Below are 21158 nucleotides of genomic sequence, written 5' to 3' on the forward strand. Positions count from 1 at the left end.
GGAGCCTGACTGCCGGCCGTCTGTCCGCATGGCAATGTGCCACCGGAGCGGGCGGCCCCCACCAGCCTCCAGCAGAAGCCTGCCGTGCCCCGTCGCAACGACATCAAGAAGATTCTCATCATCGGCTCCGGCCCGATCGTCATCGGTCAGGCATGCGAGTTCGATTACTCCGGCACACAGGCCTGCAAGGCCCTGCGCGATGAGGGCTACGAGGTCGTCCTGGTCAACTCGAACCCGGCGACGATCATGACCGACCCGGGGACGGCCGATGCGACCTACATCGAGCCGATCACCTGGCAGTACGTCGCCGAGATCATCAAGAAGGAGCGGCCCGACGCCCTCCTGCCGACGCTCGGCGGCCAGACCGGCCTCAACACGGCGATGGACCTCTACCGCCGCGGGATTCTGGAGCAGCTGGGCGTCGAGATGATCGGGGCCAAGGCGGACGTCATCGCCAAGGCGGAAGGGCGGGAGTCCTTCAAGCAGGCGATGATCAAAATCGGCCTGGACGTCCCCCGCTCGCGGACGGTCCATACGATCGAAGAAGGCCGCGAAGCCCTGCGGGAAATCGGCCTCCCGATCATCATCCGCGCCAGCTACACGCTCGGCGGGACCGGCGGCGGGATCGCCTACAACAAAGAAGAGTTCGAAGACAAGGTCCGCAACGGCCTGGCGCTCTCCCCCGTCAGCGAAGTGCTCCTCGAGGAATCGGTCCTCGGCTGGAAGGAGTACGAGATGGAGGTGATGCGGGACAAGGCGGACAACGTCGTCATCATCTGTGCGATCGAGAACTTCGACCCGATGGGGGTCCACACCGGGGACTCGATCACCGTCGCGCCGGCCCAGACGCTGACGGACAAGGAATACCAGCGGATGCGGGACGCGACGATCGCGGTCATGCGCGAGATCGGTGTCGAGACCGGGGGTTCGAACGTCCAGTTCGCGATCGATCCCAAGACGGGGCGGATGACGGTCATCGAGATGAACCCCCGCGTCAGCCGCTCGAGCGCCCTGGCCTCGAAGGCGACCGGCTTCCCGATCGCCAAGATCGCCGCCAAGCTGGCGGTCGGCTATACGCTCGACGAAATCCCGAACGACATCACGCGGGAGACGCTCGCCTGCTTCGAGCCGACGATCGACTACGTCGTCACCAAGATCCCGCGGTGGACCTTCGAAAAGTTCCCGGACGCCGACCCGACCCTGACGGTCCAGATGAAGTCGGTCGGGGAGACGATGGCAATCGGCCGGACCTTCAAGGAGTCGTTCCAGAAGGCGCTCCGTGGTCTCGAGATCGGCCAGTTCGGCCTCGGCGGCGGGGCCAAGGACCTGTGGGGGAGCGACCAGCAGCCGGACGTCGCGGAGATCCGCAACAAGCTCGCCACGCCGAATGCCGAACGGGTGTTCTACATCCGCTATGCGTTCAAGGCGGGGATGAGTGTGGAGGATGTCTTCCAGCTCACGAACATCGACCCGTGGTTCCTGCGGAGCATGTGGGATCTCGTGGCGACGGAGCAGGAGATTCACTCCGCCGGCCGGATCGAGAATCTCTCGGCCGAGCAACTCCTCCGTTACAAACAGCGGGGCTTCTCCGACAAGCAGATCGCGTGGTGGCTCGGCTCGACGGAGCTGCAGGTTCGCCGCTACCGCAAGGACAAGGGGGTCATCGCGACCTTCAAGCAGGTCGATACCTGCGCCGCGGAGTTCGAAGCCTACACCCCGTACTACTACTCGACCTACGAGACCGAGGACGAGGCACCCAGCCGCCGGAAATTCGGCCCCGAGGGACGCGGGCTCCAGACGCTCGACGGCCAGCCGGTCGCCGGAAAAGAAGGCGTGACCGCGTCGGCGGTCAATGTCCAGGCGTCGACCGGCCACCAGCGGCGGGTCATGATCCTCGGCGGCGGGCCGAACCGGATCGGGCAGGGGATCGAGTTTGACTACTGCTGTTGCCAGGCGTCGTTCGCCATGCGGGAGCTCGGCATCGAGTCGATCATGGTCAACTCGAATCCCGAGACCGTCTCGACCGATTACGACACCTCGGACGTCCTGTTCTTCGAGCCGCTGACGACCGAAGACGTCCTCAACATCCACGACCGTCTCCAGCCGGACGGCGTCATCGTCCAGTTCGGCGGCCAGACGCCGCTGAACCTCGCCAAGGGGCTCGAAGCGGCGGGCGTCCCGATCATCGGCACGAGCCCGGCGATGATCGACGTCGCCGAAGACCGCGAGAAATTCAAGGAGCTGCTGAACAACCTCGGCCTCCGGCAGCCCCCGAACGGGACCGCCGACAAGGTCGAAGAGGCGATCGATTCCGCCCAGCACATCGGCTATCCAGTGTTGGTCCGCCCGAGCTTCGTCCTCGGCGGCCGCGGCATGGAGATCTGCTACGACGATGACCAGGTCCTCCGCTTCATGAAAGAAGCGGTCCAGATCTCGCCGGACCACCCGGTCCTGATCGACAAGTTCCTGGAGGACGCGATCGAGGTCGACGTCGACGCCATCTCGGACGGCGAGACGACCCTCGTCGGCGGGGTCATGGAGCATATCGAAGAGGCGGGCGTCCACAGCGGCGACTCGGCCTGCGCCCTGCCGCCGTTTTCGCTTCCCCAGGCGGTGATCGAGGAGATCAAGGACGCGACCTACAAGCTGGCCAAGGCGCTCAGCGTCCGCGGCCTGATGAATATCCAGTTCGCGGTGAAGCGGGAAGGTTCGGCCCACACCGTCTACGTCCTGGAAGTGAATCCGCGGGCCTCACGGACCTCGCCGTTCGTCTCCAAGGCGACGAATCTGTCGCTGGCCCGGATGGCCGCCAAGGTGATGGCCGGGGTGAGCCTGAAAGAGCAGGGGATCACCCAGGAGGTCTGGCCGCACTACACCTCGGTCAAGGAGAGCGTCTTCCCGTTCTCCCGGTTCCAGGGGGTGGACATCATCCTCGGCCCCGAGATGCGGAGCACCGGCGAGGTGATGGGGATCGATATGGAGTTCCCTGCGGCCTTCGCCAAGAGCCAGCTTGCCGCCGGGGTGAAGATCCCGACGGAAGGGACCGTCTTCATCAGCATGGCGAAGAACCACAAGGAAGCGATCGTCGAGCCCGCCCGCCGCCTGCGGGAGCTGGGCTTCAAGATCCTCAGCACCGCTGGAACCGCCAAGGTCCTCCAGCAGGCGGGGATCGAGGTCGAAACCGTCCGCAAGCTTCAGGAGGGCCGTCCGAACCTCCTCGACCACATGGCGAACGGCCAGGTCCAGATCATCTTCAACACGCCGAGTGGCAAGGGAGCCCGCAGCGACGAAGGCCGCATCCGCGCCAGCGCCGTGATCCAGGGGGTTCCCTGCGTGACGACGCTCCCCGGCTGCCACGCGATGGTCAAGGCGATCGAGTACCAGATCGCCCACCCGCAGCCGCAGGTGCAGGCCCTCCAGACGTGGGCCAAGTCGCTGAAGTAGCAGCGTCTCGGATCGAGAGCACTTCGCCCCCTGATGAACGGATCTGTCCGTTCGCCAGGGGGCGATTGTCATTCGGCAGCCCTCCTGGTGGCTCGGCAGCGAGGAGGGGCCCAAGGACGTTCGCGTCGCTTGAGCTCTCGCGGGCACTTTGCCATTGTGGTCGCATCAGCTCTTGTTGTTGCGACGTGAGGCGGCGATGCGGACGGCGATCTGGTTGGCTTCGATGGTCCTGATTTCCCGGTCGCTGATGGCGGCGGAGCCGTCGGCTCCAACGGGATCGCCCGAAATCGTCGCCGCGACCTCCCGTCTCGAGCACCTCTGGGGCGAGGGAGAATTCACCGAGGGGGCGGCCTGCGGGCCGGACGGGGCGATCTACTTCAGCGATATCCCGGATGCCAATCCGGGGAAGATCTACCGCTTCGATCCCGCCACGAAGAAGGTGACCGTCCACTGCGCCGAGAGCCGCAAGAGCAACGGGCTGGCCTTCACGAAGGACGGCCGCCTTCTCGCCGCCTGCGGGGCGAACGACGGTGGTCGGTCCTTGTGCGAGATCACCGCCGAGGGGAAAGTCGTTCCGGTTGTCGACCGCTTCGGCGGGAAGGTCCTGAACGCTCCCAACGATCTCGATGTCGACGCGGCCGGGAACGTCTACTTCAGCGACCCATTCTACGTCGGGAAAGAGCCGCTCGAGCTCGATCACATGAGCGTGTTCTTTGTCGACGGGAAGACGAAGGCGGTCTCGCGGGCCACGACCGACATCACCAAGCCCAACGGCGTCGCCCTCTCACCCGACGGTAAGACGCTCTACGTCGCCGAAACGAACAACGGCAAGCCGCTCCTCGCCTCCGCCGATCCGGCGTTCGCCCCCTGGCGAATGACGCTCAACGCCTTCCCGGTCGTCAGCCCGGGGAAGCTCGGCGAGCGGAAGATCCTGGTCGACTTCGGCAAGGGGGCGGGGATCGACGGGATGACCTGCGACGCGGCCGGGAACATCTATGCCGCGATCCGGAACGAGTCCCGCTTCGGGATGGCGATCTATTCGCCCGCGGGGAAGGAGATCGCCTTCATCCCGACTCCCGAACTGCCGACGAACTGCTGCTTCGGCTCCGCGGCGGATGAAACGGAGAAGCACCGGCTTTACGTGACGGCGGGGAAGGGGCTGTATCGGATCAACCTGCTCTCCGCCGGGCCGGTCTGGTACGCGCGTTGAAATGGCGCGCACCGGCGCGTCGAGGAAGGGGGCTGCCATGGGAAAGCTCGTGCTGTGGATGATCCTCCTGGCCGGTTTGGTCCCGTCGATTCTCGTCAGCGCCGCGGCGGCTTCCGCCCTGCTGTTTCGATCCCGCGGGCTTCCGAGGCGTTACGGGACGCAGGGCGTTGTCCATGAAGCCTACGTCCAGCTTTCGCTCTGGCCCCTCGACGTGACGATCGTGCCGCGGATCTGGCCGCTGGCCTTCACCCTGGCTGGCCTCCTGCTTCTGCTGGCGGGCCTGATCGGCCTGCTGCATTCGGGCCGCGAGACCCTCAGCCGGGCAGATACAGCCATTTCATCCGAGGCGTAATTCTCTCCCGTCAGCTGCCATTCGACCGCTTTCTGGGTTCTCCCGACCGGGGGGAGCGGGGTAAACTTGTTTGAACAGGTTTTGCGGTGAGGCTGCGATGTCCGATCTCAAGGTTCTGGAAACCAAGCCGACGGAAACGAAGACCGAAGTCGGCAGTTACTTCGTCTCGAACTACCCGCCGTTCTCTCAGTGGAAGAAGGAATCGGTCGGCGACATCTACGCCGCCCTCGACCGCGAGCCCGACCGGTCGGTCCCGCTGGGGATGTACCTCCACATTCCGTTCTGCCGGAAGCGGTGCAAGTTCTGTTACTTCCGGGTCTACACGCAGCAGAACGCCGACGTCATCAAGAACTACGTCGACACGCTGGACAAGGAAGTCGAGCTTCTCAAGACGCACCGTGGCATCCAGGACCGCAAGCTCCAGTTCGTCTACTTTGGCGGCGGGACCCCGTCGTACCTGAGCGCCAAGCAGCTCCTGATGCTCCGCGAGCGGCTGAGCGACTCGATCACCTGGGAAGAAGCCAAGGAAGTCACGTTCGAGTGTGAACCCGGCACGCTCAGCCTCGAAAAGGTCCAGACGCTGAAGGAGATCGGGATCACCCGCGTCTCGCTCGGCGTCGAGAACTTCAACGACAAGATCCTGGAAGAAAACGGCCGGGCGCATCTCTCGCCGGAGATCTTCCGGGCCTATGACTGGCTGAAGCAGGTCGGCTTCCCGCAGATCAACGTCGACCTGATCGCCGGCATGATCGGCGAGACGGACGAGAACTGGCACGCCTGTCTCGACAAGGTGATCGAGATGCGGCCGAACAACGTCACGATCTACCAGATGGAGCTCCCGTTCAACACGCTCATCTCCAAGGAGATGCTGGAGCACGGGATCGAGTCCCCCGTTGCCGACTGGCCGACGAAGCGTCGCTGGGCGAACGAGGCGATCGAAAAGCTCGGGAAGGCGGGCTACAGCCTCTCGAGCGGCAACGAGCTCGTTTTGGACGCGGAGAAGGACCGTTTCGTGTATCGGGACAACCTGTTCCGCGGGAGCGACATCCTGGCGGTCGGCGTCTCGTCGTTCGGCCACTTCCAGGGAGTCCATTACCAGAACAAGGACGCCCTGGAGGAGTACCTCAAGATCGTTCAGTCGGGCGAGCTCCCGATCAACCGGGCCATGACCCCCACGACGCATCAGAAGTTCATCCGCGAGTGGGTCCTCCAGATGAAGGAAGGGCACGTCGACGGGGGCGCGATCCGGCAGAAGTTCGGCCTCGATCCGTTCGTCGAGTTCGCCGAGCCGATCGCCAACCAGATCCGGGCGGGCTACCTAGAGCGGGAGAACGGCGGCGTCCGCGTCACCCGCAAGGGGCTGCTGCAGGTCGACAGCCTCCTCTGGGAATACTTCGAGCCGCAGCACCGCGCCGTGCGATATACGTAGAGAAAGTTTTCAGTCTTCAGTTCTCAGTCATCAGTTGATGAGAGCGATGGCGAGCGGTTTCTGAATCTCAGCAAGGCGATGTGATGTTCGAGCCCGTCCCCGGTTCCGTCGAGCGGGAGCTGGGAGTCCCGATTCCGGGCCGGATCGTCCCGCCTGACCAGTGGGCAAAGACGTCGCTCAAACGCGTGCCGCCGGGACCGATCGATTTCGCGGGGCTCTTCGGTCGGTCCGCGCCGGTCGTGATCGACATCGGCTGCGGCAACGGGCGTTCGCTCCTGCACAGCGCCGTAGCGCGACCCGAGTTCGATCATCTGGGGCTCGACATCCTGCCGGTCGTGATCCGCTACGCCACGCGGCGGGCCAACCAGCGGGGCTTGTCGAACGCCCGGCTGGCGGTCATCGGCGGCCTCGAACTGCTGCGGGAACATATCGCCCCCGGCAGTGTGACCGAGATCCATTGCTACCACCCGCAGCCGTACTATCGGATGGCGGATGTCGGTAAGCGGCTGATCACTCCGGAGTTCCTCCGTCTCGCGCATCGGGCCCTCATCCCCGGCGGGCTGCTGCGGCTGCAGACGGACCATCCGGCGTACTGGAAGTACATCCAGCAGATCGTTCCCGTATTCTTTGAGTGGGCCGACCGCCGCGAACCCTGGCCGAACGTCCGTCACGGCATGACCCGTCGCGAGCTGATGGCCCGCCGGCAGGGGCTCTCGATCTTTCGCGGCGAAGGCCAGTCGCGTATCGGCCTCGATCCCGACGAAGCGGAGCGGATCGCGGCGGAGCTTCCCCTGCCGAAGTTCAACGCGGACCGCCGGCTCCAGCAACTCGACGACCAGGAACGCCGCGCGAAGCCGTCGTGATCCGTCCGGAGACTCCGTCGATGCGTCCCGTTGCCCTCTGTCTCGCTTTCCTGGCCTCCGTGGCGCTCGGCGTCTGGGGAGCGACGTATGCCGACGAGTTCCTCGTCCAGTGGTTCCGGATTCCCGCGGGAGACCAGCGGGTCTGGATCGGGCAGGGGATCGTGGCGGTGGGGATCGCTTACTTCGTCGGCGCGCCGCTCTGGAAGGCGACGAGCTATCTCTTCCCGCGCCGCCGTCCACTCATCCCTTGCCCGGACTGCGAGAACCTGGTCTCCAAGCTGGCGAACCTCTGCCCGCACTGCGGCCGGCCGCTGGAGCCCGTGATCCCCAGCCCCAGGCCGCGATAGGGCAGGGGACTCAGCCGCCGGCGGGACGGACGATGCCCGTATCCGGGCTGCTGGCGGTGGCGTAGAGCTTCTTCGGGATCCGCCCGCCGAAGTACGACAGCCGCCCCGCAGTGCACGCCAGCTTCATGGCCGAGGCCATCGTCAGCGGATCGTCGGCGCTGGCGATCGCCGTGTTGAGCAGGACGCCGTCGCAGCCGAGTTCCATCGCGTACGAGACGTCGCTCGCGGAGCCGACGCCCGCGTCGACGATGACCGGATAGTCCGGATCGTTTTCCTTGAGGTACTCGAGGCAGATCCGGATGTTGTTCGCGTTGAGGATCCCCTGGCCGCTTCCGATCGGACTGCCGGCAGGCATGACCGAGGCGGCTCCCGCCTCCTTGATCCGGCGGGCTGTGATCGGATCGTCGGTCGTGTAGACCAGGACCTGGAATCCGTCCTTGACCAGTTCCTCCGTCGCCTTCAGGGTGGCGACCGGATCCGGCAGGAGGGTCTTCTTGTCGCCGAGGCACTCGAGCTTCACCCAGTCCGCGCCGGGGTTCTCGAGGCCCGACAGGATCTCGCGGCCGAGACGGGCCACGCGGACGGCGTCCTCGGCGGTGAAGCAGCCGGCGGTGTTGGGCAGGATCGTGTATTTGGAGAGGTCGATGTAGTCGAGGATGTTCCGGCCCTGGGCGTCGACGAGCCGTTCGCGCCGGACGGCCACGGTGATCACGTCTGACCCGCTGGCCTCGAGGCAGTCTCGCATCAGGTCGTAGGTGGCGTACTTGCCGGTGCCGACGATCAGGCGGGAGGTCAGCGTGTGGGTTCCGACGCGGAAGGGTTTGTCCGTAAACGGCATCTCGATGGCTTTCCAGAGCGTGGCCGGATGGTGTGATCGGTCCGGCGAATCGTTGATGTTAGAAATCCGGCCGGTTCTGTACCAGAAGCGGGGGCATGTCGAGTCTGCGTCCTTGCCGGACGGACGTTCATAGCTCAGACCCAACGTGCCCCGGCCGCTGGGGTCAAGGGGGCCTCGCCCCCTTGCCGCCGGAGGCACTCCTGTGAGGAACCGTGGTGGGCAACGGACGTCCCCTTTTTGGAACCGGCGTTGAGAACTCACCGCTCGCTCTGAAATCCCCGCGGGTCGGTGAGGGGGCATACGGCACGGTGTCCGCGCCTGGATACGTGCTCCTTCAGACATCTCTCGACGGCCAGGCCTCGGGCGGGCAAAGGGGCGTTGCCCCTCTGCACTCCCCACCAGGGTGCCCCTGGACCCGGCTCTTTCTTTGACTGCCCGTGACATCCGCGCCAGCTAACATACCCCCATGCCCGAATACCTCCTCGCCATCGAATCCTCCTGCGACGAAACCGCCGCCGCAGTCATCACCCGCGACCTGACTGTGTTGTCCAACGTCGTCGCCTCACAGGCCGAACTCCACGAACGCTTCGGCGGCGTCGTCCCGGAAATCGCCTCCCGAGCCCACGTCGAACGCATCCTCCCCGTCATCGACGAAGCCCTCACCACCGCCGGCATCACTCCTGCGGATCTGAAGGCCATCGCCGTCGTCACCGAACCCGGACTCGTCGGCTCCCTCCTCGTCGGCCTGACCGCCGCAAAAACGCTCGCGATGGTCCTCGACATCCCCCTCGTTCCGGTCAACCACGTCGAAGCCCACCTCTACGCCTGCCGCCTCGGCGCCGGCCGCGACATCTTCCCCGCCGTTGGCCTCGTCGTCAGCGGAGGACACACCAACCTCTACGACTGCCAGTCCGCCGTCGACTACCGCATGATCGGGGCCACAATCGACGACGCCGCCGGCGAAGCCTTCGACAAAGCCGCCGCCATCCTCGGCCTCCCCTATCCCGGCGGCCCCAACGTCGAGCGGACCGCCCGCACCGGCAACGAAACGGCCTACCGCCTCCCGCGGACCTTCCTCAAGGAGGACCGGCTCGAGTTCAGCTTCAGCGGCCTCAAAACGGCCCTCCTCTACGAGGTCCAGGGACAACCGGGCGCCCACCGCACCCCGCCGGCCATGACGCCGCAGCGCCTCGCCGACCTCTGCGCCAGCTTTCAGGCCGCGGTCGTCGACGTGCTGATCGCCAAACTCGAACTCGCCCTGACCCGCACCCGCCATCGCGCGATCTGCCTCGGCGGCGGCGTCGCGGCCAACGGCTACTTCCGCGACCGGGTCGAGGCGATGGCCCGCCGGCGGAAGGTGGAACTCTTCATATCCCCCCGCGAGTTCTGCACGGACAACGCCGGCATGGGAGCCGTCGGCTGGGAGCTGCTCGACCGGGGACGAACGGCGGAGCTCGACGTCGACGTCAAGCCGGGACTGATCCGATAGACCCCCGGACGCTTCACAAGAAACAGATCAAAGATCACGATTCGGTTTTTCAGACTCAGGAGTCCGCATGCAGCCGCAGGAAAAGGCCGAGAAGCTCGGCGTCACGTTCACCAAGCAGGAGCCCGGATACCTCAACCTCTGCATCCAGAGTGGCAACCAGCTCATCACCTCCGGCCATGTCAGCGACATGAAGGGGAAGCTCGGAGCCGGCGTCAGCGTGGAGCAGGGGTACCAGGCGGCCCGCGAGTGCGCCGTCAAGATTCTCCGCTCGGTGTGGAACACGCACGGAACGCTGAACGGCCTGCGGGTCCTCAAAGTCCTCGGCTGCGTCAACTCCTCCCTGGACTTCACCGACCAGCACCTCGTCGTCAACGGCTGCTCGGACCTCCTGCACGAGGTCTTCGGCAAGACCGGCGACGGCTTCCATGCCCGCAGCGCCCTGGGATTCGCCCAGCTCCCGACTGGGGTGGCCGTCGAAGTCGAAGCGATTTTCGAGATCAAGGCGTAGCCGTCCCGGCCCGGACCTGAACCCCGACCAGGATGCGATTGAAGCTCCGGTGGCTTCGTTTCCGATCGCTATGATTTCCGTCTGAATGTCTTCTCGCGCGGAGCGTCTGGATGCGGTATGCGTCGGCCTGCAATCGGATCGGGAATACGCATTCCGCCCTCGACCGCGCGATCGAAGACGTTCGCTCGCAGCTCGACGGCCGGACACCGGACCTCGCCTTCCTGTTCGTTTCGAGCGATCACGGTGAGGCGGAGTATTTGGGACTCCGGCTGCAGCACGATCTGGGCGTCCGGCACCTGATCGGCTGCACCGCCGAGGCGGTCGTCGGCACCGGAGTGGAGGTCGAGGCCGGCGCGGCGCTTTCCTTGTGGTGCGCCGCCTGGGACGGCGTCCCGCTTCGAACGTTCCACGTCTCGTGCGAGCGGACTCCCGACGGAATCCTGGCGAGCGGCTTCCCCGCTCCGGAAGACCTGGACTTCGTTCCCTCCGCCCTCTTTCTGCTGGGGGACCCGTTCTCCTGTCCGCCGGACAGCATCATCGAGCGGGTGGAGTCCGATTATCCGGGGCTTCCGCTGATGGGGGGGATGGCGAGCGGCGGCCGGGGGCCCGGGACCAACGCCCTCTTCTGCGACAACCGCCGGCTGGACGAGGGAGCCGTCGGAGTCCTGATCGGGCCCGGAGTTCCGGTCCATTCGCTCGTGTCGCAGGGGTGCCGGCCCGTCGGGGAGCGGTTCCTGGTGACGAGGGCGGAGCGGAACGTCGTCTTCGAACTCGGGGGCAAACCGGCTCTCGACCGGCTCGGAGAAGTCTTTTCCGGCCTGTCCCGCGAAGATCGGGAGCTCCTGCAGCGCGGCCCCCACCTGGGGATCGCGATGAACGAGTATCAGGCGGAGTTCCGCCGCGGAGATTTCCTGATCTCCAACGTTCTGGGAGGAGACAAGTCGAACGGGGCGATGGCGATCGGCAACCTGATCCGGGTCGGCCAGACGGTCCAGTTCCATGTCCGGGACGCAGAGACCGCCGATGAGGACCTGCGGGCGATGCTGAGTCGCACGCTGACCGAGATTCCGAAACCGGCGGCCGGCCTCCTGTTCAGCTGCAACGGTCGGGGGACGCGGATGTTCCCGGAGCCGCACCACGACGCGAAGGTCGTCGCGGAGCTGGCGGGGCCGATCCCGCTGGCGGGGCTCTTCGCCCAGGGCGAACTGGGACCGGTCGCGGGCCGAAACCACATTCACGGATTCACAGCCAGCCTCGCCCTCTTCGGTGACCAGCCCACGGCATAAGGGACGGATCGACTCGCTGTGAGCCTGCTCGCCGAGCGTCGGAGGTCCAGCCCGTATAGAAATGACCGGCATCCGCTGGTCGCCGGAGGCATCCCTTGGCGGAACAGCCCAAGCGACCCCAGGGCAGCCCATGCGCAAAGCGGCCCCGCGGCTCGCTTCCGGTCCCACTCCAGATGCCTTACCAATTCAGAGTCGAAGCCGATGGGCTTCGGTGGATTCGCCACCCGGAGAGAGGAAAATGAAAACCCTGCGACTGCTCGCTGTTCCTGCGGCCCTGGTCCTGATGGCTGGCCTGATGATGACATCCCACTCGCGTCCCGCCGGAGCCGATGAAGCGGGGAAAGTTCTCAAGCACGTCGTGATGTACAAGTTCAAGGACGAGTGCACGCCGGCGGACGTCCAGGCGGTCGTCGACGCGTTCGGCGGGTTGCCGAAGAAGGTCGACACGATCATCGGCTATGAGGCGGGGGTGAACGTCAGCGAGGAAGGGAAGTCGGAGGGGCTGACGCACTGTTTTGTCGTCACGTTCAAGAACAAGGATGGCCTGGCGACCTATCTCAAGCATCCGGCGCATGACGCCTACGTGCAGGTCGTGAAGAACCGCCGCGAGAAGGTGGTCGTCTTCGACTACTGGGCCGACACTGCGAAGTGATTTTTGCGGCTCGTTTTCAGCGACCGGCCGGGCCCCGCGGGGCCCGGCCGGTTTTTTTATGCGCCGGAGAAATGATGCCGCGTTGCCTCATTGAGGAGTGCATTGAGGCATCACCGCGAAACACCTGAAGGCAACGATGGTTACGTCAAAAGCCTGAGGCTGATCGTGTGGTTCGGTGGAGACGTGTTGCTTTGGGGAAACGTCGGTCGCCGCCGGTGTTCGCGAGTCGAAACGCCGGATTTGCGATTTGCAGTCTTCTGTAATGCCTTGTGCTGTAGGATGTTCCGCTGATCGGGCGAGCCGCGGATGTTCCTGTTTCTGAACACCCGCGCCGGGTTTGGCACCGCCGCTGCTTTACACCTTGAACATCACCAACCCCCGACGACACCGACCGAAAGACACCACGATGCGACTCTTCAACGCCCTCCTGAACGACGAAGCCGGCTTCATCGTCTCCGCCGAACTGGTCCTCATCGCCTCGATCGCCGTCCTCGGCCTCGTCGTCGGCCTCAGCGAAGTCGCCCTCAACGTCAACAACGAGCTCGAAGACGTCGGCTCGGCCTTCGCCAGCATCAACCAGGGCTACTCGGTCAACGGCACCGGCGGTCACAAGGGACGCACCAAGAACAGCAACTTCTGCGATACGGCCGACTTCTGCAGCAGCCAGTACGACATCCAGTAATTCCGTCAGCCCTCCGCGTCCCGTTCCCCTTCCACGCACAGCGGCCCGATTCACTTACGGCAGCATCGAGTGGGGTTGGTGTTCGCCGAAACCTCCGCCGGGAAACTGGCGGAGGTTTTTTTGTTGTTGAGCTGGAGGCTGAGCGTGGCGTGACGGTGTTGTGAACGAGGGAAGAAGAGAAAGGGCCACAGATGAACACAGATAGACACAGATAATGGCCAAGAACCGGGGTCCAGGGGGTACCCCTGGTGGGGGATGCAAGGGGGCAACGCCCTCTTGCCCGCCTGAGGCTTGGCCGTCGAGAGATGTCTGGAGGAGTGAGTGTCCAAACGCGGACACGGTGCCGTATGCCCTCTCACCAGCCCGCGGGGATTGCAAAGCCAGCTGTGCGATGTGAAGGAGTGCTCATAGCTGGTCCCACAAAGCGGACATCCGTTGTGTACCACCGTTCCTCACAGGACGTGCCTCCGGCGACAAGGGGGCCTGTGTTGTTTTTTGGCCCCTTGACCCCAGGCTGCCGTGGCACATTGGGATTGAGCTATGAGAGCCGCGCCGGCAAGGACGCAGTGCGAGCCCATCCGCCTCCTTGAGCCTTAGTCATCTCCACAAATCCGGAGGCAGGACCGGCCGCAGCGGCTCACTCTTCCTCTTCGTCACCGGTGCTCACGACCGCCACGAGGTCGTAGTCCTGCCGCTCCATGATCTCGACCGGAACCATGTCGCCGATCGAGAGAGCTTCGCCCTGCACATAGACCGTTCCGTCGATCTCCGGCGCGTCGGCATAGATCCGGCCCGCGAAGACCCCCGGCTCGACCTCTTCGTCGATCAGACAGTCGAGCTCATAGCCCACGAGCTGCTCGCCCCACTGGAAGGCGATGTTCTGCTGCATCTCCATCAGCGCGTCGCGGCGGCCGTTCTTGACGTCGTCCGGCAGGTGCCCGTCAAGCTTCATCGCCGGCGTGCCGGGCTCCGGCGAGAAGGGGAAGACCCCCATCCGCTGGAACTTCGTGTCGGCCACAAAGGACTTGAGCTCTTCGAACTGCTCATCGGTCTCCCCCGGGAAGCCGACCACGAACGTCGTCCGCATGACGAGGTTGGGGATGTTGGCCCGCAGCTTCTCGACGAGCTCCACCGTCTTCTCCCGGTTGACCCGCCGCTGCATCCGCTTGAGGACGGCGCTGCTGATGTGCTGCAGAGGCATGTCGAGGTAGGGGAGGATCTTGCTGGACGAGGCGATCGTCTCGATCAGCCGGTCAGTGAAGTTGACCGGATACAGGTACATCAGCCGGATCCAGTCGAGGCCGTCGACCTTCTCGAGCTCCTTGAGGAGGTCGACCAGCCGGACCTCCCCGTAGTAGTCCATGCCGTAGTAGGTCGTGTCCTGGGCGACCAGAATCAGCTCGCGGGCCCCGTCCTGGGCCAGCTCGCGGGCCTCGGCGACGACCATCTCGATCGGCTTCGTGACGTGCTTGCCGCGCATCTGCGGGATCGAGCAGAAGGTACAGGTTCGGTCGCACCCCTCGCTGATCTTGAGGTAGGCGTAGTGCGAGGGGGTCATCCGCAGCCGGGCCCGGTCGTCCATCGCCTTGATCGGGGCCGGCCGGAAGAGCTTACGCTGCTCATCGGCGATGGCACCAACGCGGGGAGCCACCGGAGCCGCGGTCGGCATACCGAGGCTGAGCTGAACGAGCGGCGCGGACATCTGCCGCTGCTGGCTGACCCTTGCGGCGACGTCGGCGATCTCATCCCGTCCGAAGACGCCGACGACGTGGTCGATGTCCGGCATCTCCTGGAGCAGGGCGTCCCCGCCGAGCCGCTCCGGCAGGCACCCGGCGACGATGACGCCGCCGGTCTTCCCCTGGGCCTTGAGGTCCAGCATCTCGCGGATGACCTGCTTCGACTCCGCCCGGGACTGCTCGATAAACCCGCAGGTGTTCACGATGACGAAATCCGCCTCGTCCGGATTGGAGACGAGGGTGTACCCGTCGAGGGCCAGGTTCCCGAGCATCTTCTCGCTGTCGACGAGATTCTTCGGGCAGCCGAGGCTGACGAAACAATACCGCCCCTTTTGCTGGGGACGTTCGTTCGTCGCCGAAAGGGGAGATGGAGGCGTACTAGCTAGGATCGGCAATTCGTTCATTCAAACTGTCTCAGGGAGGTCCATAGGACCGAACGTCGAGCGAAGTGTCGAAGTCGAGGTTAGAAGTAGTCTTCCATCCAGCTCAAATCTCGCTGAAGAAATCGACCAATGACATCTGTCGAGAAGAGCAATCGAAATCCACCGTAGGAAGACCCATCCCAGTACTGTTGATCTCCGAAGAACCAATTCCACGGCTTCGCAATCGTCCAAGTATCCCCGAACGGCGGCTTCGCATCATCACAGAAGCGATTTGGGTTCTCCCGAAAGTGACAGATCAATTGCGTTTCCGAATCCGCATGTAGGATCGCCGTGATTCCGGATTCGTCGAGTTCAACATCGGAGACTCGGGCGAGGCACCCGATTCCGTCCTCGATGTAGAGCCCTCGACGATTCTTGAACCAGGCGAGGCCTTCAGGAGGAGGAACCAGCTTGGGCATGTCCGACAGTGATTGAAGAATGGGGACGATCACTTCAGGTTCTTGGTTACAAACGGATACACCTTGACAAAACAATAGCGCCCTTTTTGGTGGGGGCGTTCGCTCGTCTCCGAAACGGGCAACGGAGGCGTACTATCAAGGATCGGCAAGTCGTTCATCAAACTGTCTCGGGGAGGTCCATCGAATCGGGCATCACGCAGCGACTGCGATCGATCGTCGGAAGTCATTTTCAAGCGTATCGCACTACGGTCGTCCCAAGAATTTTCGCCAACTGGGATTGGAAATTGGGTGGTTCTTCGCTGGCTGTCAAAATCACCTGAAAGTTCACCCTCGGAGGACAACCGGCGATCCATGTCTCGATCGTTCGACTGTCTTCCGTTTTGGTGACGTTGATCCCCATTTCAGGATTCTTGGAATACCCGTACTCCCAGTGGTTCTCCGAATCGAAGGTGAATGCGGGGAGGCTGAATGCCGACTGGAGTTCACGACAAACCTCCATCAGGTCGGCACTCGACAGCGCTGCGTAGTAAGAATTCAAAGACAGCGACGTCCCTGACCAAGTTTTGAAGTGACAAACGAATATGCCTTCACGAAGGCGTAGGTCCCCTTGGCCGCCGAAGGGGAGGGAGGGGGAGAGGCCGAGTCGAGGACTTCGAGAGACGGATTGGACACAGACGGTGATACCGGGCGTGGGATTCGGGCTTTCGGCGGGACGACGATCTGCCGTGCAGGACGGGCAGGACCGGTGAATGCCGAACGGGCCATCTTACCCGCCGGGACTCCCGCCGGGAATGCCGCGGCCGGGCGCACTGGGCCGGGGGTGCATTCGCCGATTGCTGGTCGCCAAGTACTGGTCAACCGGGTCCAGGGGCACCCTGGTGGGGAGTGCAGAGGGGCCTGTGCTGTTTTTCTGGCCCCTTGACCCCAGTCTGCCGTGGCATGTTGGGTTTGAGCTATCAGAGTCGTGCCGGCGAGGACGCGGTTCGAGGCAGCGGGACAAGGCATCCCGTCCCCCGTTAACCGCCCACCACCCAGCGAATGCACCCCATGCCGGGAGAGGGCATCCCGGGAGGGCGAGGCTCCAGCCGAGCCGCGGCGGTAGTGGAAGCGGCCGATTGCCTCCTCGGCGCGGTCGGGAGAGAGCCTTTCGCGGGCAAGCCCGTTGAGCCTGGAGGGGACGGATTGAAGGCGGTCTGGAACCCGCGCGGCTCAGCAGGAGCTTCGTCCTCCCGGGCGCTGTGGCCACACCGCTGACGTCAGGCGTCGGGACGTTCCATCGCCGAGGGACGCGGGAAGAAGGCGTCCTGAAAGACACAGACCAGCCGGGCTTCGACCATCCCGATCGCCCAGATCACAATCATCCCCACCAGCGGCCCCCAGACCGGCATCAGGACCTGTCCCCAGGTCAGAGCGGCGGGCCGGTTGAACTTGACGACCGACAACAGGAGGGCGGCTGCGACTGCCAGCGCCGGGGCGCCGTGCTTTCGCACCCAGAGGCCGACGGAGCGGGGGGAAGAGGAATCCATTGATGAAACGGGACCTGATACCGGTCTGTCGCCACCGGGCCGATTGTAGGCGGCCAGCCCCGGGTTTCGGCAACCGAGGCGGCGCCCACGCTGTCGCCGCCCCTGGCGCCCTTGAGCGACCGTTCATCGGCGGCCACCAAAACGAAAACGGCCCCGTGTTTCCACGGGGCCGTGTCTGACGCCAGCTCAGGCGGATCGCTCCGCCCGAGTCTCATCAAGGACTACTTGCAGGTGCTGCAGGCGGGAGCCGGAGCACAGCTGCAAGCCGGCACCGGAACCTGGCAGGTGATCTTCTTTTCGACCATCCGGCAGACCTGAACGTCGATTTCCTTCTGGACCTCGACCGGCACGCAGACGTTGTACTTCTCGGTCTTCTCTTCCGCGACGGTGTCGCAGACGGTGACCATGTACTTCTCTTCGCGGGTCTTCGGGACGCAGACGGTGAAGTTGCAGGTGCGGGTCTTCTCGACCGGAACCTGCTTGCAGACGGTGAACGTCCGGGTCTTCTTCTCCGGAACGCAGTTGGTCACCGTGTAGGTGTATTCCTGCTGTTCAGGCACCTGCTTGCAGACCTGGATCGTGCGGCTCCGCTGTTCGGGGGTGCACTTGGTCACACAGTAGGTGTATTCCTGCTGCTCAGGAACCATCTTGCAGACCTTGGTCGTGCAGCTCCGCTGTTCCGGAACGCACTTGGTCACGCAGTAGGTGTATTCCTGCTGCTCAGGAACCATCTTGCAGACCTGGATCGTGCGGCTCCGCTGTTCGGCGGTGCACTTGGTCACGCAGTAGGTGTATTCCTGCTGCTCGGGAACCTGCTTGCAGACCTGGATCGTGCGGCTCCGCTGTTCCGGAACGCACTTGGTCACGCAGTAGGTGAATTCCTGCTGCTCAGGAACCTGCTTGCAGACCTGGATCGTGCGGCTCCGCTGTTCGGCGGTGCAGACAGTGACGTCGTACTCGAACTGCTGGGTCGTGCAGACCGGCTTGCAAACCGTGTAAGGCACGTCTTCGCAGACGATGTTCGGACACCACTGACGGACGCACTTGGTGCAGCACGGGTTGCACGGATCGGCGACCTGAACGGTCGTCCAATGGCCGGCATCGCGCGACACCTTGCGGGTCAGCGTTTCCTGGGTCGTCGACCAGACCTGACGGCTGCCGGTCCGCTTTTCCGTGTGCGGAACCATGACCGTGTAAGGCTGTTCGACGTTCTCCGTGACGGTCTTGTAGACCGTCCGGGTCCCCTTCTTCTCTTCCGTCACCGGAACGAGAACGGTGTAGGGCTGTTCGACGTTCTCCGTGACGGTCTTATAAACCGTCCGGGTCCCCTTCCTCTCTTCGGTGTGGGGAACCATGACGGTGTAGGGCTGCTCGACCGACTCCATCACCGGCTTGTGAACGGTGCGGACACCCTTCATCTGCTCCTGCACCGGAACCATGACGGTGTAGGTGCGGGTCACGTCTTCCCAGACCGGACGGCCGACCGTGCGGGTCGCCTTGATCTCTTCCGTGTGGGGGACCATGACTGTGTAGGGCTGTTCGACGTTCTCCGTGACGGTCTTGTAGACGGTCCGGACGCCCTTCTTCTCTTCCGACACAGGAACCATGACGGTGTATTCTTCCGTCTTCTCTTCCTGGGCGGTTTCGTAGACGGTGTACTTTTCTTCGCGAGTCTGCGGCTGCTGCTCGGTGAAGTGCACCACGCGGGTGCGCTCTTCCTCGCGCGGAACCTGCTTGTGAACGGTGAACTTCCGCTCACGCTCTTCCTGCTTGTACTCGGTCACGGTGACGGTCCGCTTTTCCGTCACGGTTTCCGGCACCATGACGGTCTTCTCGACCGTCTGATACTGGGGGGCACACGGAGCGGCTTCCGCAGCTCCGCAGGCGGCGACCCCACCGCCACAGGGGTTGCACGCCGAAGCACACGGCGCCGGACAGCAGCGGGCGCGACGCAGGCGGCAATGGCCGGCGTCAGCGAACGCTGCGGTCAGGGCGAGTGCCACTGCGGGCAACGCCAGAACAAAACGTCTCATCAGCAGTCCTCCTCTCAAGGGTTGCCATATTGCGGCAATGCGCCGCAGTTGACGATAATCTCAGAGCAGACCCAGCCCAGGGTTAAAATGGAAAAAATGGAAATTCTGGGCAGGATGCCACGTCTTCATAAGATACGAGGCGTTTGAGGCTTTGCAAGGACTTGCACGGGTTCTTGAGTCGATCTCCCCCTCAGCCCATCAAAACAAGGACGGTACACCCATGCAAACGAAAAACCTACGTTTTATCGCTGCAATCTGCCTCATCGGAACGGCGTCTCCAGCCCTCCCAACCCTCATCGCCGACGACCTCTCGGCCTCGCAAACGGTCATTGTCATCTCCCCCAAGACGAAGGTCTTCGCGTCGGACAAGCCGATCGGAGATGCCCCTCCGGGGAGCATCCTGCACTACACGAAGACCAACGAAAAATGGCTCATGGTCCCCCGCTTCCAGGGGTGGGTGAACATCGAGGACGTCCTGCCGGTCGAGTCGGCCGTCAAGCACTTCGACAAGGTCATTGCCGAGAAGCCGACCGCCGAGGCGTACCACCACCGCGGCCTCGTCCAGATGCAGTTCGAGGAGTACCAGCAGGCCCTGGCGGACTTCGACCAGTCGATCAAGCTCGGAAACAGCACGCCGCAGATCTACATCAACCGCGGGAACGCGCTGCAGGAGATGGGCGAAGTCCAGCGGGCGGTCGCCGACTTCACGCAGGCGATCAAGCTCAATCCGACGCTGGGACGCGCGTACGACAACCGGAGCGCCGCGCTGGCGGAGCTCGGCTTCTATAAGGAGTCGCTCGCCGACTCGAACGAGGCGATCAAGCTCGATCCGAGCTACCCCGAGGCGTACAACAACCGCGGCGTGACCTACACCCATCAGAAGGACTACGCCAAGGCGGTCGCCGACTTCAACAAGGCGATCGAGCTCTTCCCGAAGTACGCCGACGCCTACGCCAATCGCGGCATCGCCCGCAAGGAAAGCGGCGACGCCGTGGCGGCCGTGGCGGACTACGAAGCGGCCCTCACGTTCCTGCCGGACTCTCCGTCGCTGAACAACGAGCTGGCCTGGATCCTGGCGACAACTCCTGACACCAAAGTCCGCAACCCCAAGCGGGCCGTGGAACTGGCCGAAGCCTCCGTCGTGGCGACCGAGCGCAAGGACGGAAAGTTCCTGGACTGTCTGGCGGCCGCATACGCCGCTTCGGAGCGGTTCGACCAAGCGGTCAAGACGGCGATCGAAGCGGTGAAGGTCCTTGGGACGACGGAAGAGGGCAAAGAAGCGTCTGACCGACTTGAGCTCTACCGCGGGAAGAAGCCGTTCGTGGAAACGATGAACTGACGTCGTCGCGCTGCGGCGGACAGGGCGTTCTTCCGGTCGGAGAGGGATCATGCCGGCGATCGTATTTCTGCTGGTATTGCTGACGCCGGTCCCCCGAACGCCACCGTGGACGCTGGTCGATTCGGAATGGCGGGTCGTCTCCGTCGAACGCGACGGAACGCCCGCCACCGACTTCCAGATCACGGAGCGAGCAAACGGCGGTCCCCCGATCCTGCAGGAACTCCGCACGCTCTCCTTCAAGCGGCGAGAGGCGATCTTCTTCGTCGGTCAGCCGGACGGGCGAAGGGGGCACGATCTCCATATGGGGACCAGCCCCTTTCCTCGCGGTCGGGAAGGGGACTACACCTTCCGCCTGCTGGGCCGGCCGCATCGCGGCCAATTCCGGATCGAAGGGGAGGAGCTGACCCTGACCCTCCACGACGAATCGGAGCCCGACGAAACCGCCACTCCGGCCGAGGCGGCGTTCGACAAGCCGCTCGTGATCCGGGCGCGGGCCGTCCCGGTCGATCCCCCCGCTTTCCCGTTCCCGGCCGCCGACTGATCGGGGAATCCCGTTCCGTCAGGGCTGTGGCGGCTTTCCGGC

18 protein-coding genes are annotated in these 21158 nt (G+C 64.2%); 13 read left to right on the forward strand and 5 right to left on the reverse strand.

The window, feature by feature from the left end:
* Positions 1–84: 84 nt before the first annotated feature.
* From carB to VT03_RS26955, 6 genes are all read left to right on the forward strand, one after another.
* Positions 85–3444: a carbamoyl-phosphate synthase large subunit gene (gene carB / locus VT03_RS26930; RefSeq protein WP_075095872.1), complete on the forward strand. Its 3360-nt coding sequence runs from the start codon at positions 85–87 to the stop codon at positions 3442–3444.
* Between the two features lie 196 nt (positions 3445–3640).
* A complete protein-coding gene (locus VT03_RS26935; protein ID WP_082846567.1) occupies positions 3641–4654 on the forward strand; it encodes an SMP-30/gluconolactonase/LRE family protein in 1014 nt (337 codons plus the stop codon).
* A 37-nt stretch (positions 4655–4691) separates the two neighbouring features.
* Entirely contained in the window at positions 4692–5006 is a 315-nt protein-coding gene (locus VT03_RS26940) for a hypothetical protein (protein ID WP_075095873.1), read from the forward strand.
* Between the two features lie 97 nt (positions 5007–5103).
* Positions 5104–6435 carry a coproporphyrinogen-III oxidase family protein gene (locus tag VT03_RS26945; RefSeq protein ID WP_197489094.1) on the forward strand — a complete coding sequence of 444 codons (1332 nt, stop codon included), beginning with the start codon at positions 5104–5106 and terminating at the stop codon, positions 6433–6435.
* 83 nt (positions 6436–6518) lie between these two features.
* Positions 6519–7298, forward strand: coding sequence for a tRNA (guanine(46)-N(7))-methyltransferase TrmB (locus tag VT03_RS26950; RefSeq protein ID WP_075095874.1), 780 nt, complete (start codon positions 6519–6521; stop codon positions 7296–7298).
* Between the two features lie 20 nt (positions 7299–7318).
* A complete protein-coding gene (locus tag VT03_RS26955) occupies positions 7319–7645 on the forward strand; it encodes a hypothetical protein (protein WP_156514787.1) in 327 nt (108 codons plus the stop codon).
* Between the two features lie 10 nt (positions 7646–7655).
* Here the strand turns inward: VT03_RS26955 and VT03_RS26960 are convergent, their stop codons facing one another.
* Positions 7656–8483 carry a thiazole synthase gene (locus tag VT03_RS26960; protein WP_075095876.1) on the reverse strand — a complete coding sequence of 276 codons (828 nt, stop codon included), beginning with the start codon at positions 8481–8483 and terminating at the stop codon, positions 7656–7658.
* 466 nt (positions 8484–8949) lie between these two features.
* Between VT03_RS26960 and tsaD the strand changes: the two genes are divergently transcribed.
* The 5 genes from tsaD to VT03_RS26985 all read left to right on the forward strand — a co-directional run bounded on the left by tsaD (position 8950) and on the right by VT03_RS26985 (position 13100).
* On the forward strand, positions 8950–9972 hold the full coding sequence (gene tsaD / locus VT03_RS26965; protein WP_075095877.1) for a tRNA (adenosine(37)-N6)-threonylcarbamoyltransferase complex transferase subunit TsaD: 1023 nt from the start codon (positions 8950–8952) through the stop codon (positions 9970–9972).
* Between the two features lie 67 nt (positions 9973–10039).
* The gene (locus tag VT03_RS26970) at positions 10040–10480 is read left to right on the forward strand and encodes a RidA family protein (protein WP_075095878.1); all 441 of its coding nucleotides are present in this window, start codon (positions 10040–10042) and stop codon (positions 10478–10480) included.
* A 110-nt stretch (positions 10481–10590) separates the two neighbouring features.
* Positions 10591–11766 (forward strand): FIST N-terminal domain-containing protein, encoded by a 1176-nt coding sequence (locus VT03_RS26975; RefSeq protein ID WP_075095879.1) that lies wholly within the window; start codon positions 10591–10593, stop codon positions 11764–11766.
* A 238-nt stretch (positions 11767–12004) separates the two neighbouring features.
* The gene (locus VT03_RS26980; RefSeq protein WP_075095880.1) at positions 12005–12418 is read left to right on the forward strand and encodes a Dabb family protein; all 414 of its coding nucleotides are present in this window, start codon (positions 12005–12007) and stop codon (positions 12416–12418) included.
* 406 nt (positions 12419–12824) lie between these two features.
* A complete protein-coding gene (locus VT03_RS26985; RefSeq protein WP_075095881.1) occupies positions 12825–13100 on the forward strand; it encodes a branched-chain amino acid aminotransferase in 276 nt (91 codons plus the stop codon).
* Between the two features lie 637 nt (positions 13101–13737).
* Here VT03_RS26985 and rimO read toward each other — a convergent pair.
* From rimO to VT03_RS27010, 4 genes are all read right to left on the reverse strand, one after another.
* Positions 13738–15240, reverse strand: a complete 1503-nt coding sequence (rimO, locus tag VT03_RS26990) for a 30S ribosomal protein S12 methylthiotransferase RimO (RefSeq protein ID WP_075095882.1) — start codon at positions 15238–15240, stop codon at positions 13738–13740.
* A 59-nt stretch (positions 15241–15299) separates the two neighbouring features.
* Positions 15300–15710 carry a hypothetical protein gene (locus tag VT03_RS26995; RefSeq protein WP_156514788.1) on the reverse strand — a complete coding sequence of 137 codons (411 nt, stop codon included), beginning with the start codon at positions 15708–15710 and terminating at the stop codon, positions 15300–15302.
* A 1223-nt stretch (positions 15711–16933) separates the two neighbouring features.
* The gene (locus tag VT03_RS27005; protein WP_075095885.1) at positions 16934–17203 is read right to left on the reverse strand and encodes a hypothetical protein; all 270 of its coding nucleotides are present in this window, start codon (positions 17201–17203) and stop codon (positions 16934–16936) included.
* A 221-nt stretch (positions 17204–17424) separates the two neighbouring features.
* Positions 17425–19236: a hypothetical protein gene (locus VT03_RS27010; protein WP_082846568.1), complete on the reverse strand. Its 1812-nt coding sequence runs from the start codon at positions 19234–19236 to the stop codon at positions 17425–17427.
* 220 nt (positions 19237–19456) lie between these two features.
* On the opposite strand from VT03_RS27010, the gene VT03_RS27015 reads away from it, so the two are divergent.
* Both VT03_RS27015 and VT03_RS27020 read left to right on the forward strand, forming a co-directional pair.
* Entirely contained in the window at positions 19457–20575 is a 1119-nt protein-coding gene (locus VT03_RS27015; protein ID WP_075095887.1) for a tetratricopeptide repeat protein, read from the forward strand.
* Positions 20576–20624: 49 nt separating this feature from the next.
* Entirely contained in the window at positions 20625–21116 is a 492-nt protein-coding gene (locus VT03_RS27020; protein ID WP_075095888.1) for a hypothetical protein, read from the forward strand.
* Positions 21117–21158 lie beyond the last annotated feature (42 nt).

The sequence above is a fragment of the Planctomyces sp. SH-PL14 genome (genome assembly GCF_001610835.1).
In the GTDB taxonomy this organism is placed as follows: Bacteria; Planctomycetota; Planctomycetia; order Planctomycetales; family Planctomycetaceae; genus Planctomyces_A.

Bases quoted from the DNA above. Each gene is read 5' to 3' on its own strand.
- VT03_RS26935 (WP_082846567.1), top strand. From the start codon at position 3,641: ATGCGGACGGCGATCTGGTTGGCTTCGATGGTCCTGATTTCCCGGTCG.
- VT03_RS26955 (WP_156514787.1), top strand. From the start codon at position 7,319: ATGCGTCCCGTTGCCCTCTGTCTCGCTTTCCTGGCCTCCGTGGCGCTC.
- VT03_RS26960 (WP_075095876.1), bottom strand. From the start codon at position 8,483: ATGCCGTTTACGGACAAACCCTTCCGCGTCGGAACCCACACGCTGACC.
- VT03_RS27015 (WP_075095887.1), top strand. From the start codon at position 19,457: ATGCAAACGAAAAACCTACGTTTTATCGCTGCAATCTGCCTCATCGGA.
- tsaD (WP_075095877.1), top strand. From the start codon at position 8,950: ATGCCCGAATACCTCCTCGCCATCGAATCCTCCTGCGACGAAACCGCC.
- VT03_RS27005 (WP_075095885.1), bottom strand. From the start codon at position 17,203: ATGGATTCCTCTTCCCCCCGCTCCGTCGGCCTCTGGGTGCGAAAGCAC.
- VT03_RS26980 (WP_075095880.1), top strand. From the start codon at position 12,005: ATGAAAACCCTGCGACTGCTCGCTGTTCCTGCGGCCCTGGTCCTGATG.
- VT03_RS26970 (WP_075095878.1), top strand. From the start codon at position 10,040: ATGCAGCCGCAGGAAAAGGCCGAGAAGCTCGGCGTCACGTTCACCAAG.
- VT03_RS26985 (WP_075095881.1), top strand. From the start codon at position 12,825: ATGCGACTCTTCAACGCCCTCCTGAACGACGAAGCCGGCTTCATCGTC.
- rimO (WP_075095882.1), bottom strand. From the start codon at position 15,240: ATGAACGAATTGCCGATCCTAGCTAGTACGCCTCCATCTCCCCTTTCG.
- VT03_RS26940 (WP_075095873.1), top strand. From the start codon at position 4,692: ATGGGAAAGCTCGTGCTGTGGATGATCCTCCTGGCCGGTTTGGTCCCG.
- VT03_RS27010 (WP_082846568.1), bottom strand. From the start codon at position 19,236: ATGAGACGTTTTGTTCTGGCGTTGCCCGCAGTGGCACTCGCCCTGACC.
- VT03_RS27020 (WP_075095888.1), top strand. From the start codon at position 20,625: ATGCCGGCGATCGTATTTCTGCTGGTATTGCTGACGCCGGTCCCCCGA.
- VT03_RS26945 (WP_197489094.1), top strand. From the start codon at position 5,104: ATGTCCGATCTCAAGGTTCTGGAAACCAAGCCGACGGAAACGAAGACC.
- VT03_RS26950 (WP_075095874.1), top strand. From the start codon at position 6,519: ATGTTCGAGCCCGTCCCCGGTTCCGTCGAGCGGGAGCTGGGAGTCCCG.
- VT03_RS26975 (WP_075095879.1), top strand. From the start codon at position 10,591: ATGCGGTATGCGTCGGCCTGCAATCGGATCGGGAATACGCATTCCGCC.